We start from the raw sequence: 16,077 nt of genomic DNA on the forward strand, positions 1-16,077 counted from the left end.
CTTCTGAAGGGATCGGGGGGGTCAGATGGTTTTCGCCTGGGCGAGGTAGGCGTCCAGGGTGGCGGAGCGGTGGAGCCGGGCGGCTTTCTCGATGTCCTCGGCGTCGGCGCCGGACTCGATGAGCTTCAGGAGTGCCTCGTGTTCGTCCACGGAATTGCGGGCGCGGCCGGGGACGAAGCGGAAGGTGGAGGACCGCAGCGACGCCAGCCGGTTCCAGCCGCGGTGCACCAGGTCCAGGATGTGGGGGTTGGGGCAGTGCTCGAACAGGATGCTGTGGAAGTCCTGGTTAAGCTGCGTGAACCGGACGGGGTCGAAGTGGTCCAGGCATTCGCGCATGTCCTCGTTCACCGCACGGGCCCGGGCAATTGCCACGGAATCAACCAGCGGCGCGGACAGCGCGGTGGCGGCACCTTCCACGATGCTCAGGGTCTGCATGGTGTAGAGGTACTCCGTCGGATCGATTCCGGCCACGGTGGCGCCCACGTTGCGTTCGAAGGTCACCAGGCCCTCTGCCTCGAGCCGGCGGATCGCTTCCCTGACCGGAACCACGCTGAATCCAAGGTCCTTCGCGATAGAGCCGAGGACCAGGCGGTATCCGGGGGTGTAGGTGCCCTCTACGATGCGGGCCTTGACTGCCCGGTACGCCTGTTCGGACTTGCTGCCGGCAGGGGCTGCGACGGGGAGGTCGGTGAAGGTTGTTTCAGTCATCAGCGCTGCCAACCGGTGCCATGTTGCCGGCCTTCCATTCCTTGTACCGTGCCTGCCAGGCGGCGTTCATCGGGTAGAGGCCGTCAACGCTGTTGCCCTGCTTGACCATCTCGAAGATGAAGGTTTCCTCCTGCTCCTGGGCGATGCAATCATCCACGAGTTCTTCGGCGATGGCCGGCGGGACCACCAGGATGCCGTCGGAATCGGCCACGATGATGTCGCCGGGCTGCACTGTGGCGCCGCCGCAGGCGATGGTGATATCCGTGTCCCACGGGATGTGGCGGCGGCCCAGCACGGCAGGATGCGGGTTGGCAAAGTACGTGGGCATCTCCAGGCCGGCCACGGCGGTGTAGTCGCGGACGCCGCCGTCGGTAATGATTGCCGCGGCGCCGCGCACTTGGGCGCGCAGGGCCAGGATGTCGCCAACGGTTCCGGTGCCCTTCTCGCCGCGGGCCTCCATCACCAGGATCTCGCCCTCATTCACGGAATCGATGGCGCGTTTCTGGGCGTTGAAGCCGCCGCCGTGGGTCGTGAAGAGGTCCTCACGGTTGGGAACGTAACGCAGGGTCCGGGCCAGCCCCACCACGCGGCGGTCCGGCCGGGTGGCCTGCAGGCCGTCGATGCTCACGTTGTTGAGGCCGCGCTTTCGCAGCTGCGAGGACAGGGTGGCCGTGGCGACGGACTCCAGCTTCGCTTTCAGCTCCGGAGTGAGGACGCCTGCCCCCGCCGGCAGCCCCGCCGCTGCGCGCGAACCGTACGCTTCCTCCCGCTGCAGGTCATCAACCTTGGGTCCGGCACCAAAATCGGCGAACGGCGTCGTGCCCGCTTCCACCCTGGTGACCAGCCGGCCGGTGGTGAGGCCACCGGCGGAAACTTCAACTTCCAGGACGTCCCCAGGCTTGGCGACGGAGGCGCCGGCCGGGGTGCCGGTGAGGATGATGTCCCCCTCTTCGAGGGTGAGCAGCTGGGAGAGATCGGCCACCAGCCGGGCGAACGGGAAGAGCAGGTCCCCGGTGGTGTCGTCCTGGACCAGCTCGCCGTTGTGCCAGGTGCGGATGCGCAGGTTGGCGGGGTCGACGGCGTCTGCCGGGATAAGTCCCGGGCCTACCGGTGTGAAACCGTCGCCGCCCTTGGACCGGAGGTTGGAGCCCTTGTCCGCGTAGCGGAGGTCGTAGACGCCGAGGTCGTTGCTGGCGGTCACGGCGGCAACGTGGCTCCAGGCGTCATCGATGCCCACCCGGCGGGCAGACTTGCCGATAACCAAGGCGATCTCGCCTTCATAGCCGAGCAGTTCACAGCCTGCAGGCCGCTCCACCGTGCTGCCGCTCAGGGCCAGGGAGCTGGAGGGCTTGAGGAAGTACGACGGCTGGGCGGGAGTCCGGCCGCGCTGGGCGGCACGGCTGGGGTAGTTGATGTGCACCGCGACCACCTTCCGTGCTGCTGCCAGGGTGTCGCCGTTGACGTTCTCCAAAACTGTCTCCCTCATCAGGTACGAAATCGTATACGATCACTATCGTCCCTTGAGAGCGGATCGTCAACCCCCAAATAAGGCGTTGTGCTTTCGGGAATATGGCACTTGTCGCCTGGATCACAACCGGCGTACAGTGGAAGCCAAAGTTCAAGTTTTCGATTATCGAATGGGGTGTTCTTATATAGAACACCAGCTTGAGGGGCAGGCAACTGCTGCGAAGTAGCGATAATCCACCACAACGAAGTGAGGAAATCCCGTGCAATTCCACCACCACGGTTACGTATCCGGTGACCCGCGAGTCCTGCCCGCCGCCGGCGTTGGCCTGAACCGGCCCCAGGAGCTTCCGGAGGAAGTCGACGTGCTGATTGTTGGCACCGGGCCTGCTGGAATGCTCGCGGCAGCGCAGCTGTCCCGCTTCCCGAACATCACCACCCGGATCATTGAGCGCCGTCCGGGCCGCCTCGCCATCGGCCAGGCTGACGGCATCCAGGCGCGCAGCGTCGAGACCTTCCAGGCCTTCGGCTTCGCTGAGCGGATCATTGCCGAGGCCTACCACATCACCGAGATGGCGTTCTGGAAGCCGGACCCCGCGAACCGCGCCACCATCGTCCGGGCCGCCCGCGCCGTCGACGACGAGATGGGCATCAGCGAGTTCCCGCACCTCATCGTCAACCAGGCCCGTGTGCTGGACTACTTCGCCGAGTACATGGCCAACGCACCCACCCGCATGACGCCCGACTACGGCTACGATTTCCAGTCCCTCAGCATCACGGACGGGGACGAATATCCCGTCAGCGTAACGCTGCTGCATACCGACGGCCCGAACGAGGGCCAGGAGCGCATTGTCCGGGCGAAGTACGTTATTGGTGCCGACGGTGCCCGGAGCAAAGTGCGCGCAGCGATTGGCTGCACCCTCGCCGGGGACCAGGCCAACCATGCCTGGGGCGTGATGGACACCCTCGCCGTGACCGACTTCCCCGACATCCGCACCAAGTGCGCCATCCAGGGCGAAAAAGGCAGCATCCTGCTGATCCCGCGCGAGGGCGGGTACTTGTTCCGCATGTATGTGGACCTGGGTGAGGTGGATCCGGCTACCCATCACGCCGTGCGCAGTACAACCATCGAGCAGATCATCGCCAAGGCCAACGAGATCCTCCATCCCTACACCCTCGACGTGCGCAACGTGGCGTGGCACAGCGTCTACGAAGTAGGGCACCGGCTCACGGACAGGTTCGACGACGTCCTGCCGGAGGACCGCGGCACACGGACCCCACGGGTGTTCATCACCGGCGACGCGTGCCATACGCACAGTGCCAAAGCCGGCCAGGGCATGAACGTGTCCATGCAGGACGGTTTCAACCTGGCCTGGAAGCTGGGGCATGTCCTGGAAGGCCGCAGCCCGGAAAGCCTCCTGTCCACCTACTCGGAGGAGCGCCAGGTGGTGGCCAAGAACCTGATCGACTTCGACAAGGAATGGTCCACCATGATGGCCAAGAAGCCCGAGGAGTTCGAGAACCCCTCGGACCTTGAGGACTTCTATGTCCGCACTGCCGAGTTCCCGGCCGGTTTCATGACCGAGTACGCGCCGTCCATGCTCGTGGCACCGGCAGACCACCAGGCCCTTGCCGCCGGCTTCCCGGTGGGCAAGCGGTTCAAGTCAGCGCCCGTGGTGCGGGTAGGCGACACCAATCCCATGCATCTGGGCCACCACGCCACAGCAGACGGGCGCTGGCGGATCTACGTGTTCGCCGATGCCGCCCTTCCGGGCACCGGCTCTGCCACGGACAAGCTGGCCCAGTGGCTGGCGGAGGCGGCCGAATCACCGCTGGCGGCAACGCCGTCGGACGCTGATCCTGACGCGTGGTTCGACGTGAAGGTGATCTACCAGCAGCCCCACACGGAGCTTGACATCAACGCGGTGCCGGCGGTCTTCAAGCCGCAGGTGGGCCCGTTCAGGCTGACCGACTACGAGAAGGTCTACGGCACAGACCCCAAGGCGGACATTTTCGAGCTCCGCGGCCTGGACCGGGGCGGCGTCGTGGTGGTGGTGCGGCCGGACCAGTACGTGGCGAACGTCCTGCCGCTCACGGCAACGGCGGAGCTGGGCGCATTCTTTGCTCCGCTGCTGCCGGGCCGGCACAACGCCGGTCAGCCGCTGACTGTCTGACCCGTCCGGTATTCCGCGGCAGCGTAAACGCCCAGGATCCGCACCTCCGTGGTGAAAAAGTCCAGCTCCTCGAGGGCCAGCTTCAGCGGCAGGTCCTCGGGGTGGCCCTCGACGTCGGCCATGAACATGGTGGCGGCAAACTCGTTGCCCACCATGTAGCTTTCCAGCCGCGTCATGTTCACCCCGCTCGTCGCGAAGCCGCCCAGTGCCTTGTACAGCGCTGAGGGGACGTTGCGGACGCGGAACACAAAGCTGGTCACTGCCGGTCCGGAAAGCTCATCCCGGGCCGGCAGCTCCTTTTCCCGGGCCAGGACCACGAAGCGGGTGGTGTTGGAAGGGTCATCCTCAACCCGTGAGGCCAGGACGTCCAGGCCGTAGATCTGCGCGGCCAGCGGCGGTGCCAGGGACAGCTTGCGCGGATCGTTCCACTCGCTGACCTCCCGGGCGGAGCCTGCAGTGTCACCGGCGATGACTGGCTTGAGGCCGTGCTCGCGGATGAGCTTCCGGCACTGGCCCAGGGCGTGGATGTGGCTGTGCACCTCGGTTGCGTCCTCAATGGTGCTGCCCGGGATGCCCAGCAGGTCGAAGTGGATGGGCAGGAAGAACTCACCCACGATCTGCAGGTTGGACTGCGGCAGCAGGATGTGGATGTCCGCCACCCGGCCGGCAATGGAGTTCTCGATGGGAATCATGGCCAGCTCCGCCTCGCCGCTGGACACCAGTTCGAAGGCGTCCTCGAAGCTGGCGCAGGGCACGCTTTCCATGTCCGGGAACATCTGCTTGCACGCGATATTGGAGTTGGCGCCGGGCTCACCCTGGTACGCAATCTTCTGGGCCATGGTCCGTATGGTTTCACGGACCGAGCCCGCAGGCCCAACTGGGTCGCAGCAGATGTCGGTTTGGGGGCCCAAAAGGACATCTGCTGCTACCCAGTTGGGAAAGGACGGGACTAGACCGGAGTGACGCGCAGCCAGGCGTACTGGCGGGGGAGGAGCGTGACGCCCTCGCCCAGCTGCAGTGCGGCTTCGGAGAGGAGGTCGACGGCGGCGCCTGAGAAACCGGAGAAGGTTTCGGCGGGCAGGGACTGGGGTTCGTCGCTGAAATTCGCGAGGACCAGGATTCTCGTCTCCCCGCCGTCGGCCGCACTTGCCGGCCGCTGGTAGGCCAGGACGCCCCTGTTGTGGGTGTCGAAATCGAGGAGCGTTGTTCCCGCAAGTTCAGGAGCAGCACCGCGGACCTCGATCATCCGCTTCAGGCCCGCGTAGACCGCGCCTTCCGGCGTGGAAACATCGTGCCGCCGGGCGTACTGTTCCTCCGGATAGTGGGGCCGGTGCACCCAGCGGCTGTCGGCGTCGTGCCCTTCCTCCTTCGCGTAGCCGTAGTCGTTAAGCTGCCCCACTTCGTCACCGAGGTACAGCAGGGGGACGCCGCCGGTGCTGAAGGCAACCGAGTGGGCCAGGAGGATCCGCTCCACCGCCTCAGCCGGGTCCACCTCCATGCCGCACAGCGACGCCGTCGTGCCCGAAATGCGGCAGTCACCGGTCTTGGGGTTGTCCTGGAACGGCACGCCGCGGGCGAAGCTGCCGGGGAAGCGGTTGACATAGAAGGAGTTCAGGAAGCGGCGGTGGTCGAAGCCGTTGATTCCGAGCTCTGCTGCGTCCTCGTCGGCGAACGTCCAGCCGATGTCGTCGTGGCTGCGGACGTAGTTCACCCAGGAGGTGCCGGCCGGGATGTTGTGCCGCCGCTCCAGTGCCTGGGCCAGGAGCGAGACGTCCCGGGTGGCCAGGGATTCCCAGATGAGCGCCATCTGCAGCGGGTTGTAGGAGAGCTGGCATTCGGCGGGGTCGATGTAGAGCGCCACCTCGTCCGGGTGCACGATTGCCTCGGACTTGAACAGCAGCGAGGGAGCGGCCAGCCGGCACACGGCGTTGAAGGCCTGCAGGAGGATGTGGGCCTCGGGCAGGTTCTCGCACGGGGTGCCCAGCTGCTTCCAGATGAACGCCACCGCATCCATCCGGAGGATGTCCACGCCCTGGTTGGCCAGGAACAGCATCTCTCCGGCCATCGCCCGGAACACGTCCGGGTTGGAGTAGTTCAGGTCCCACTGGTACGTGTGGAAGGTGGCCCACACCCATCGGCCGTCCTCCAAGTGGACGAAGGACCCGGGGTGGTTCTCCGGGAAGATCTCGCGCACGTTCTGCTCGAAGGCGTCCGGCATGGCCCGGTCCGGGTACATCCAGTAGTAGTCGCTGTACTTCGGGTCGCCGGCAGCGGCCCGCCTGGCCCACTCGTGCTCGTCGGAGGTGTGGTTGAAGATGAAGTCCACCACCAGGCTGATGCCGTGGCCGCGGAACTCTGCCGCAAGGTCGCGGAGCTGGTCCATGGTGCCCAGCTTCGGGTTGACCTGGCGGTAGCTCGATACTGCGTAGCCGCCGTCGGAGTGTGGCTCCGGAGCGAGGAACAGCGGCATGAGGTGCAGGTAGGTCAGGCCCAGTTCCTTGAAGTATGGGATGTGCTTGCGGAGCCCGTCCAGGTTGTCCGCGTACCTGTCCACGTAGCAGACGCCGCCCAGCATGGTGTTGGACAGGAACCAGCCGCTGTCTGCTTCCCGCCGGGCGTCCAGGGCCTTCAGGTCGGCGGGGCGCTCCTGCCACGAGCGGGCGCTCTCCACCACCAGGGCAATGAGCTGGTCCAGCCAGTCCTGCCGGGATTCATACAGGGACCGGAACAGGCGGTACAGGTCCGGGAAGTGTTGCTCCAGGCGCCGGTCGAATGCCGGATCAGGGCGGAGTCCAATGCTCCGTTCGCGTGACAGCGCGTCCAGCACGTGCTCCAGCGCCGTTTCGTCCACCCTGACGGATTCCTGCATGCCCACGGCCCCTTCCGGCTTCCGCCGGCGTTTCCGGCAGGAAAGTTGTTACGGCAGTATCCCATGTCACACGCCTGGGGAAACGCCCGACGGCGGGGTGCGGCTTCCTGAGGTCAGTCCCGAACGGCACTGCGCTGATGGGACTGCGCGGACGGCACTGCGCTGACGGACAAGAACTGATCGCTGACGGACAACGCGCTGCAGCCGCCCGCTGCCACGCTGGATTCCACAGCTCGTCCCCACGCTCATGACCATTAAGAAGGACCCAATGAGTATTTCGAATTCCGAGTCCCGGACCACCGACGCTCCGGCCAAGGAGCATTCCACAGCCCTTCGCGCCGGGAGCATCGGCGTCCTGGGCATCCTCTTCTTTGTCCTCTCCGCCCAGGCGCCCCTGACCGGCATCGTGGGAGCTTCACCACTCGCCGCAGCCCTGGGCAACGGTGCCGGTGCACCCGGGGCCTACCTGATCGTCGGCATCGTCATTGCCATCTTTGCGGTGGGCTTCGTGGCCATGAGCCGCAGGATCCAGGCAAACGGCGCCTTCTACGCCTACATCACCGCCGCTTTCGGCAGGAAGACTGGAACAGGCGCCGCCTGGCTGGCGCTGCTGGCCTACAACACCATCCAGGCTGCGATGTACGGCCTGTACGGCGCTGCATTCTCCGGCCTTCTGGGTTCGATGGGCCTCCAGGTGCCCTGGTGGCTCCTGGCGCTGGCAACCGTGGCCGGTGTCCAGGTGCTCGGCTCCCTGAACATCGAACTCGGCGCCCGCGTCCTGGCAGTGCTGGTGGGCCTGGAGGTGGCCGTGCTGCTGCTGTTCGGCTTCGCCGTGCTGTTCAGCGGCGGCGGGCCGGAAGGCATCAGTCTGGCAGCATCCTTCTCTCCGGAGGCCATCGCCGCCGGCGCCCCCGGGGTGGCCATCATGTTCGCGGTCGCATCCATGTTCGGCTTCGAGTCGACGGCCATCTATTCGGCGGAGGCCAAGGACCCTGCCCGCACCGTGGCGCGGGCAACCTACCTGTCCGTTGGCGTCATCGCCGTCTTCTTCTCCTTCATCTCCTGGATGCTGGTCAGCTACTATGGTCCGTCCCGGGTCATGGATGCGGCAGGGGCGGCCCTTGAATCCGGCGACTCCACCTCCTTCGTCCTGGGGCCGATGGTGGAGTTGTTCGGTCCCTGGGCGGGCGTGGTGACCGGCGTCCTGCTGGTGACGTCACTGCTTGCAGGCATCATCGCCTTCCATAACGGCATCAACCGCTACCTGCACTCCCTGGCCCTGCGCGGTTCCATGCCCGCCATCCTGGCCCGAACCAACCGCCACCGTGCTCCGGCCGTGGCCGCCTGGATCCAGACGGCTGCCGCCGTCGTCCTCATGCTCCCGTTCGCCGTCCTTGCCCTGGATCCCGTGCTGACCCTCTTCTCCTGGTTCAGCGGACTGGCTGTAGCGGCACTCCTGGTGCTGTACATACTCTGCTCCATCGCCGTCGTCGGCTACTTCCGCCGGGAGCGGGATGACGCCCAGCTGTGGCAGACGCTGATCGCACCGGCGCTCGCGGCCCTGTTGCTGGGAGGCATCCTGTTCCTGGTGGTCAGCAACTTCACGGCATTGATCGGCGGCAGCGCCGGGACGGCAGCGGCACTCCTGGTGGCTGTACCCGTTGTGTTTGCGGCCGGAGTGCTGGTGGAGGCCCGGGTGCAGCGCCGGCACAAGGCGGAGAGCCTCGGCCATACAGTCAACTAACGGGCGCTTTGGAGCCGGCAGAAACGGCAACGTGCCCTGTACCGGCCCGGCGAGGAGCAACTCTGCGCCGGGCCGGCACGCGCGCCAGGAAGCCTGCCAGGACAAAAAGCGCGGCCAGGAAAGCTGCTGCCAGCCCCGCCACGACAGGCTCACGCGGCCACATCCCCGCCAGGCCGAGGAAAGCGGGGAGGGTGGCTGTGACCTGGCTCGTCAGCACAAGCGCCCAGCCGATGAAGGGGTCAAGGCGGCCCAGGCCCGCTGCCATGGACGCAAAGAACAGTCCCCACAGGGCCGACCAGCACAACCATAGGACCGCCAGCAGGGGATCTGTTCCCAGCCAGGCCGTGGCAAGAAGCAGGCCACAACCTCCCACCATGCCGCAGAACCATCCCAGTCCCCGCGAACCGAGGCGCAGCAGGACGTCCAGCCCCACATAGAGGTACGTCAGGCCGAACAGGAACATTCCCGCAGCAGTCAGCAGCGGCGTTGCGCCCGCTCCAGCCGTCGCAACGTAGCCCACGCCGAGCGCCAGCTGGACGGATCCCACCACCAGGCTGAATACGGCTGCGTCCCGGCGGGGCAGGAATCCGAGCATGGCCAGCCCGTTGAGGAGCAGGGCCGCCCCGGACAGCAGCAGGCAGATGTGCGCCATCAGGCGGCCTCGAGTATGCAGGCCGAACTGCGCCCTATTTTCGTTATGTGGAATATATCTGTCACAATACGGATAATAAAGGATGTCCGGCAGGCTGCTTGGGGGCGCGCGGTCATAATCGGATAAAGTTGAAATCTCAACTATAGGCGCGTCCGGGATCGCTTTCGGCCGTTCCACGTTCACGCAGAGGTGAGGGAGACACATGGATTCACGGCTGGAAGCCATCAGGGATACTGTCCTGGCGAGGAATCCGGGCGAAGCGGAGTTCCACCAGGCGGTGGTGGAAGTCTTCGAGAGCCTCGGGCCCGTCCATGACAGGCACCCCGAATTCCTCGAAGCCGCCATCCTGGAGCGGCTCTGCGAGCCCGAGCGGCAAATCATCTTCCGCGTGCCCTGGACCGATGATGCCGGACGTGTACAGATCAACCGCGGCTTCCGGGTGGAATTCAACTCGGCGCTGGGCCCCTACAAGGGCGGCCTGCGGTTCCACCCCTCCGTCTACCTGGGCATCGTCAAGTTCCTGGGCTTCGAACAGATCTTCAAGAACGCCCTCACCGGCATGCCCATCGGCGGCGGCAAAGGCGGCTCCGACTTCGACCCCCGCGGCCGCAGCGACGGAGAAGTCATGCGCTTCTGCCAGTCCTTCATGACCGAGCTGTACCGGCACATCGGCGAATACACCGACGTCCCGGCCGGCGACATCGGCGTGGGCGGGCGGGAGATCGGCTACCTCTTCGGCCAGTACAAGCGCATCACCAACCGCTACGAATCAGGCGTCCTCACGGGCAAGGGCATCTCGTGGGGCGGCTCCCTGGTCCGGCCCGAGGCTACCGGCTTCGGAACTGTGATCTTCACCCAGGAAATGCTGAAGACCCGTGGGGCATCCTTTGACGGCCAGCGCGTGGTGGTTTCCGGCTCCGGAAATGTGGCCATCAATGCCATCGCCAAAGCCCAGGACCTGGGCGCCACCGTGGTGGCCTGTTCCGATTCCTCCGGCTACGTGGTGGATGAGGCGGGCATCGACGTCGCGCTTCTTCGTGAAGTCAAGGAAGTGGAACGCGGCCGCCTCAAGGACTACGCCGAGCGCCGTTCCGGCGTCTCCTACGTTGAGGGCGGCTCCGTCTGGGACGTGGACGCCTCCGTGGCGCTGCCGTGCGCCACGCAGAACGAGCTCGACGGCGCTGCTGCCGCCGGGTTGGTGCGCGGCGGGCTCCTTGCCGTCGGCGAGGGCGCCAACATGCCGTCCACCCGCGAGGCCGTCGCCGTTTTCCATGAAGCCGGCGTCCTGTTCGGCCCGGGCAAGGCCGCCAATGCCGGCGGTGTTGCCACGTCCGCGCTTGAGATGCAGCAGAATGCCAGCCGCGATTCCTGGACCTTCGAGCACACGGAAGAGCGGCTGACCGAGATCATGGTGGGCATCCACCACCGGTGCGCGTCAACTGCTGACGAGTACGGGGACCCGGGCAACTACGTCCTGGGCGCCAACATAGGCGGTTTCGTGAAGGTGGCCGACGCGATGCTCGCCCAGGGGCTCATCTAGCGCCACCCGCCGTCGTCGTTCCTCCAGGCGTGGATGGCCCGGGACGCAGTGTGGGGCGCTACCCGCCCCGCCGCCAGTCGCTCGGCGGGACGCCAAAAGCGTCCCGGAAGGTGCGGCTGAAGTGCGCGGCATCCAGGAATCCCCAGCGGGCCGCGACGGCGCCCACGGACTTCCCGGCATGCAGCGGGTCGCGGAGATCGCGCCTGGCACCTTCCAGGCGCTGGCTCCGGATCCAGCTGGCCACAGTTGTCCCGGATTCATGGAAGACGTTGTGCAGGTGCCGGGTGGAGATGAAGTGTGCCGCGGCGATGGTGGCCGGCGACAGCAGGGGATCGGACAGGTTGGCGTCGATGTACTCCCGGATCGAAACTGCCAGGAGTGCCTGCGGCTTCATCCGGTCCGGCGCGATGTCCATCTCGGCGTGGAGCATGGTGGACACCAGGTCCAGGGCGTTGGCTGCCAGCCTCGAACCGCTGGGCCCGCTGAGGACGTCCAGGTTCTCTGAGAGCTGGCGGATGAACTGCCCCACGATTCCACTGAGGCCGGTGCTGCCCGCCATCCGCACGGCTGCCAGCTGGCCCACATAATCGGCGGGCAGTGACAGTGCATCGCAGGGGAACATCACCACCATCATCCGCGCCTGCTCCTCGAACGTCAGCGTGTAGGGGCGGTTGGTGTCGTAGATGGCCAGGTCGCCGGGCCGGAGCACGGCCTCGCGGTTGTCCTGGACGAGCAGGCCGGTGCCCTCCAGTTGCAGGTTGAGCTTGAAATAGCGCTCATGGGCCCGGGCAATCAGGGCCGGCGTGCGGTGCACCGCGTGGGACGTGGCGGTGACCTCAACGATGGACATCCGGTCCAGCACCCGCGAGCGCATCTGCCCGCGGAAGCCTTCCACGTCCGCTGTCTGCGCGGCGAGCGGCACGAAGGACTCGGCCACGAGGTGCTTCCAGTGGTCAAAGGAGGTGGCGGCGCTGGACGTGAGGTTTTGGTGTGCGGGGCGGGCCGCGGTATTTGCTGTTGCTGGCATGGATGTTCCTGACGACGGATGGCCATCTGACGTTCCCCCGGGAGCTGTGTCCTGCAACACAGTCCCTTCAGGTTAGGGCCGTCCGTTTCTTTTTTCAACAGTCGGCGAAAAAAGACTCTCCCCGGGCGCTAGGCGTTCTTCCCGCGGGCCGCCACTGTCCAGCGGCCCTTAATTTCTCCGGCACTGATGACGGCGGCGCTGTCCACGAGGTTGATGGCCAGGCAGACGTGGTTCGGGACGACGCGCAGGCGGGCGCCCAGTGCGGGCATTCTTCCGGGGCCATGCCATTCGACCGTGGCATGGTGCTCCGAGAGGGCGGTGATACGGGCTGCGGGGTAATCCATCAGGCGGCCAAAGCCGCTGGCCCATGCCGGCCGGTCACTGCCCAGGATCTTGCTGCCGGCGTCGACAATGAAGCGTTCCGGCATGCCGGACCTGGCCTTGTGGTGGCTTACCACCGTTGCCGCCACGGTCAGCGCTATCTCCTCCGGTTCACACCTGCCGAGCTCAAGCTGCTGGGCGTCACCGAACACGTAGACGCCCGGGCGCACCTCGGTAGCCACCGGGCCGTCGGTCAAGAGCGCTGTTGGCGTGGAGCCTCCGCTCCGGACGGTGGCCTCGAATCCGGCTGCGGCAAGCGATTCCGCGGCCGCCCGCAGGGCTTCCTGCTCCTGCGCTGCTGCTTCCGCCGGCATTCCCGGGGCGTAGCTGTGGCCGGGAAAGGTGAAGATCCCGGCCACCTCCAGGCCGGCGTCGGACGCTGCTTGTGCCACGTCCGCAGCTGCGCCCGGGTGGACGCCGCTGCGGTGGTGGCCGCTGTCGATCTCGACCAGCACGCCCACTCTTGACGCCGCCGGACCCAGGCCTGCCCCGAGCCTTGCCGCGCCTTCAGGGGAGTCCACCCCTACGGTCACCGTTGCCGTGTCTGCCAGGCGCCGCAGCCGTTCGGCCTTCCGGGCTGAAGTCCACAAAGGGTAGGCGATGAAGAGGTCCTTCACCCCGGCGGCTGCGAAGACTTCCGCCTCGCCGATCGTTGCAACCGTGAGCCCCACGGCCCCGGCCTCCAGCTGGAGCGCAGCGATCTCGGGGATTTTGTGTGTCTTGGCATGCGGGCGAAGGGTGAGGCCTTTTGCCCGGACGCTTTCCGCCATCCGGGCGATGTTCCGCTCCAGGATGTCGAGGTCGATCAGGATGTCCGGCGTGTCAATCGCGGCGGGGATGCCAGGAGGTCTGGTCACAGCAGGGCCAGGTAGCCTTCGAGCTGTGCGGCATGTCCGAAGTCCCTGCCGCCCTCCGGCGCCAGGGCCGCCTCGATCTGCGCGCCGAGCAGCATGTTCAGGAGCTGGCCGGCCAGGATGGAATCGCCGACGGCGGCGTGGATGTCGCCGCTGTCCCGCGCCTCGGCCAGGAAGCGCCGGATGGTGGCTGCCCACTCGTTCATGGACTGCTGGTGGATCGCGGCCTTCTGTGGGTCGTTGACCGCCTTCTGCCAGAACGGGATAACGATGCGCGCTTCATTGACGCGCTCTTCGTCCAGCGGGAGGACCTCACGGCAAAAGGCGCGCAGGGCAGCCAGGCCGGACTTCCCGCGGGTGACCTCGGCGATCCGCTGGTTGGTGCGGTTGAACACGTGGCCGAAGGCGAATTCCAGGAGTGTGTCCTTGGTGGGGAAGTAGGGTTTGAGTGCTCCGTTGGCGAAGCCCGCCTCCATCGCGATTTCGCGCATGGTGGCCCCTTCCAGGCCCTGCCGGGCGATGATGCGCCAGGTGGCATCCACCAGTTCCAGGCGGCGCTCGTCATGGTCAACTATCTTCGGCACCGCAGGCCACTCCCGGGAAATATTTTGCTCAGACTCTTGTGAGCCATGTTACGGAGGTTTATTCTCTACAACTATAGAAAATAAATCCACCGACCCGAAATGGTCCGGACAAAGGTTCACCATGACACTCGCTCCAACTGACATCGCGTCCCCCTTCCGCCTGGCCACCGGCGACGAGATCCTCGAGGTCCGGTCCGTCCTCTCCTCCGGGGGCCACCTGGGTCCGCAGCACCGCATCGCCTACCTCGGTCTCCTGGAGCCACCGCGGGCGGCTGCAGCCGGGACGGAAGGGCAGGTGGACCGGCGCTTCCGGGTCTTCATCCACGACGTCTCCGGCAGTGCGCCCCGCGACGTGATCGTCTCCGCCACCCACGGAAAGGTGGTGTCCGACGTCGAACTCGACACCGCGGTCACCGGTGAGCTCCCGGTGCTGGAGGAGGAGTTTGAGGTGGTGGAGTCCCTGTTGGCCACCGATGAGCGCTGGCTGGCGGCCCTTGCCGCAAGGGGCCTTGACGTCGACAAAGTCCGCGTGGCGCCGCTCTCGGCTGGAGTCTTCGAGTACACCGAGGAGAAGGGCCGGCGAATCCTTCGTGGCCTGGCGTTCGTCCAGGAGTTCCCGGAGGACAGCGCCTGGGCGCACCCGGTGGACGGGCTGGTGGCGTACGTGGACGTGGTCAACAAGGAAGTCACCCAGGTCATCGACCTCGGCGCCATGCCGGTGCCCGCAGAGCATGGCAACTACACGGACCCGGAACTGACCGGACCGCTGCGGACCACCCAGAAGCCCATCAGCATCACCCAGCCGGAAGGCCCCAGCTTTACCGTCACCGGCGGCAACCACGTGGAATGGGAGAAATGGAGCGTGGACGTCGGCTTCGATGTCCGTGAAGGCGTGGTCCTGCACAACCTCTCCTTCCAGGACGGAGAGCGCCTCCGGCCGATCATCAACCGTGCTTCCATTGCCGAGATGGTGGTCCCTTACGGCGATCCGTCACCCATCCGGTCCTGGCAGAACTACTTTGACACCGGTGAGTACCTGGTGGGCCAGTACGCCAACTCTCTGGAACTGGGCTGTGACTGCCTGGGGGACATCACCTACCTGAGCCCGGTCATCTCGGACGCCTTCGGCAACCCCCGCGAGATCCGTAATGGCATCTGCATGCACGAGGAGGACTGGGGCATCCTGTCCAAGCACTCCGACCTCTGGAGCGGGGTGAACTACACCCGCCGCAACCGGCGCCTGGTGATCTCCTTCTTCACCACCATCGGAAACTACGATTACGGCTTCTACTGGTACCTCTACCTGGACGGCACCATCGAATTCGAGGCTAAGGCCACCGGCGTTGTGTTCACCTCCGCGTTCCCGGATGGCGGTTCCGCCAACATCTCCCAACTGGCACCGGGCTTGGGCGCTCCGTTCCACCAGCACCTCTTCAGTGCCCGGCTGGACATGGCCATCGACGGCTTTACCAACCGGGTGGAGGAAGAGGACGTGGTCCGCCAGGCCATGGGGCCGGGCAATGAGCGCGGCAACGCCTTCTCCCGCAAGCGCACCGTCCTGGCCCGTGAATCGGAGGCCGTCCGGGAGGCCGACGCACGCGCCGGCCGGACCTGGATCATCTCCAACCCCGAGTCCCGCAACCGGCTGGGTGAGCCGGTGGGCTACAAGCTCCACTCGCACAACCAGCCCACGCTGCTGGCCGATCCGGACTCCTCCATCGCCCGCCGCGCCGCTTTCGCCACCAAGGACCTGTGGGTCACCCGTTACGCGGAGGAGGAGCGCTACCCGACGGGCGATTTCGTGAACCAGCACTCCGGGGGAGCAGGCCTGCCCGAATACGTCGCGCAGGACCGGGACATCGACGGCCAGGACATCGTGGTGTGGCACACCTTTGGGCTGACGCACTTCCCGCGTGTTGAGGACTGGCCCATCATGCCGGTGGACACCGTAGGCTTCAAGCTCCGTCCCGAGGGCTTCTTCGACCGCAGCCCCGTCCTGGACGTTCCGGCCAACCCGAACCAGCCGGCCTCGGCCTGCCACAGTGATGCAGGCGCTGGTGGCTGCCACTAGGACCGGCCA

Annotated in this window: 12 protein-coding genes; 4 read left to right on the forward strand and 8 right to left on the reverse strand. The window is 66.2% G+C overall.

The window, feature by feature from the left end:
• Positions 1–21 precede the first annotated feature (21 nt).
• A complete protein-coding gene (locus IEX33_RS13890; RefSeq protein ID WP_188731112.1) occupies positions 22–708 on the reverse strand; it encodes a GntR family transcriptional regulator in 687 nt (228 codons plus the stop codon).
• Positions 701–2,194: a fumarylacetoacetate hydrolase family protein gene (locus IEX33_RS13895; RefSeq protein ID WP_229675386.1), complete on the reverse strand. Its 1,494-nt coding sequence runs from the start codon at positions 2,192–2,194 to the stop codon at positions 701–703. Before IEX33_RS13895 ends, IEX33_RS13890 begins: the two co-directional genes overlap by 8 nt.
• Before the next feature lie 241 nt (positions 2,195–2,435).
• Here IEX33_RS13895 and IEX33_RS13900 point away from each other — a divergent pair, with 241 nt between their 5' ends.
• Positions 2,436–4,346 carry an FAD-binding monooxygenase gene (locus IEX33_RS13900; protein WP_188731114.1) on the forward strand — a complete coding sequence of 637 codons (1,911 nt, stop codon included), beginning with the start codon at positions 2,436–2,438 and terminating at the stop codon, positions 4,344–4,346.
• Here IEX33_RS13900 and IEX33_RS13905 read toward each other — a convergent pair.
• Together IEX33_RS13905 and IEX33_RS13910 are read right to left on the reverse strand one after the other, a co-directional pair.
• On the reverse strand, positions 4,328–5,185 hold the full coding sequence (locus tag IEX33_RS13905; protein ID WP_188731116.1) for a prephenate dehydratase: 858 nt from the start codon (positions 5,183–5,185) through the stop codon (positions 4,328–4,330). The two genes, IEX33_RS13900 and IEX33_RS13905, sit on opposite strands and share 19 nt — an antisense overlap.
• A 110-nt stretch (positions 5,186–5,295) precedes the next feature.
• Positions 5,296–7,215 (reverse strand): alpha-amylase family glycosyl hydrolase, encoded by a 1,920-nt coding sequence (locus IEX33_RS13910; protein ID WP_188731118.1) that lies wholly within the window; start codon positions 7,213–7,215, stop codon positions 5,296–5,298.
• Positions 7,216–7,483: 268 nt separating this feature from the next.
• Here IEX33_RS13910 and IEX33_RS13915 point away from each other — a divergent pair, with 268 nt between their 5' ends.
• Positions 7,484–8,959 (forward strand): APC family permease, encoded by a 1,476-nt coding sequence (locus tag IEX33_RS13915; protein ID WP_188731120.1) that lies wholly within the window; start codon positions 7,484–7,486, stop codon positions 8,957–8,959.
• On the opposite strand, the gene IEX33_RS13920 is transcribed toward IEX33_RS13915, so the two are convergent.
• Positions 8,952–9,611, reverse strand: a complete 660-nt coding sequence (locus IEX33_RS13920) for an AmiS/UreI family transporter (protein ID WP_188731122.1) — start codon at positions 9,609–9,611, stop codon at positions 8,952–8,954. The genes IEX33_RS13915 and IEX33_RS13920 overlap by 8 nt on opposite strands.
• A 202-nt stretch (positions 9,612–9,813) precedes the next feature.
• Here IEX33_RS13920 and gdhA point away from each other — a divergent pair, with 202 nt between their 5' ends.
• Complete coding sequence (gdhA, locus tag IEX33_RS13925; protein WP_188731124.1) at positions 9,814–11,151, forward strand: NADP-specific glutamate dehydrogenase; 1,338 nt, start codon at positions 9,814–9,816, stop codon at positions 11,149–11,151.
• Between the two features lie 58 nt (positions 11,152–11,209).
• Here gdhA and IEX33_RS13930 read toward each other — a convergent pair whose 3' ends face one another.
• The 3 genes from IEX33_RS13930 to IEX33_RS13940 all read right to left on the reverse strand — a co-directional run bounded on the left by IEX33_RS13930 (position 11,210) and on the right by IEX33_RS13940 (position 13,997).
• Positions 11,210–12,178: an AraC-like ligand-binding domain-containing protein gene (locus IEX33_RS13930; protein WP_188731126.1), complete on the reverse strand. Its 969-nt coding sequence runs from the start codon at positions 12,176–12,178 to the stop codon at positions 11,210–11,212.
• Positions 12,179–12,306: 128 nt separating this feature from the next.
• Positions 12,307–13,416, reverse strand: a complete 1,110-nt coding sequence (locus tag IEX33_RS13935; RefSeq protein WP_229675387.1) for an alanine racemase — start codon at positions 13,414–13,416, stop codon at positions 12,307–12,309.
• Positions 13,413–13,997 carry a TetR/AcrR family transcriptional regulator gene (locus tag IEX33_RS13940; RefSeq protein WP_188731128.1) on the reverse strand — a complete coding sequence of 195 codons (585 nt, stop codon included), beginning with the start codon at positions 13,995–13,997 and terminating at the stop codon, positions 13,413–13,415. Before IEX33_RS13940 ends, IEX33_RS13935 begins: the two co-directional genes overlap by 4 nt.
• Before the next feature lie 121 nt (positions 13,998–14,118).
• Here IEX33_RS13940 and IEX33_RS13945 point away from each other — a divergent pair, with 121 nt between their 5' ends.
• The gene (locus IEX33_RS13945) at positions 14,119–16,068 is read left to right on the forward strand and encodes a primary-amine oxidase (RefSeq protein ID WP_188731130.1); all 1,950 of its coding nucleotides are present in this window, start codon (positions 14,119–14,121) and stop codon (positions 16,066–16,068) included.
• The last annotated feature ends 9 nt before the right edge of the window (positions 16,069–16,077 follow it).

Origin of the sequence: Pseudarthrobacter scleromae, assembly GCF_014644515.1 — a bacterium.
Taxonomy (GTDB): Bacteria; Actinomycetota; Actinomycetes; order Actinomycetales; family Micrococcaceae; genus Arthrobacter; species Arthrobacter scleromae.

Excerpts from the sequence above, each read along its gene's own strand:
- IEX33_RS13930 (WP_188731126.1), bottom strand. The coding sequence starts at position 12,178 with ATGCCAGCAACAGCAAATACCGCGGCCCGCCCCGCACACCAAAACCTC.
- IEX33_RS13905 (WP_188731116.1), bottom strand. The coding sequence starts at position 5,185 with ATGGCCCAGAAGATTGCGTACCAGGGTGAGCCCGGCGCCAACTCCAAT.
- IEX33_RS13910 (WP_188731118.1), bottom strand. The coding sequence starts at position 7,215 with ATGCAGGAATCCGTCAGGGTGGACGAAACGGCGCTGGAGCACGTGCTG.
- IEX33_RS13915 (WP_188731120.1), top strand. The coding sequence starts at position 7,484 with ATGAGTATTTCGAATTCCGAGTCCCGGACCACCGACGCTCCGGCCAAG.
- IEX33_RS13920 (WP_188731122.1), bottom strand. The coding sequence starts at position 9,611 with ATGGCGCACATCTGCCTGCTGCTGTCCGGGGCGGCCCTGCTCCTCAAC.
- gdhA (WP_188731124.1), top strand. The coding sequence starts at position 9,814 with ATGGATTCACGGCTGGAAGCCATCAGGGATACTGTCCTGGCGAGGAAT.
- IEX33_RS13890 (WP_188731112.1), bottom strand. The coding sequence starts at position 708 with ATGACTGAAACAACCTTCACCGACCTCCCCGTCGCAGCCCCTGCCGGC.
- IEX33_RS13895 (WP_229675386.1), bottom strand. The coding sequence starts at position 2,194 with ATGAGGGAGACAGTTTTGGAGAACGTCAACGGCGACACCCTGGCAGCA.
- IEX33_RS13945 (WP_188731130.1), top strand. The coding sequence starts at position 14,119 with ATGACACTCGCTCCAACTGACATCGCGTCCCCCTTCCGCCTGGCCACC.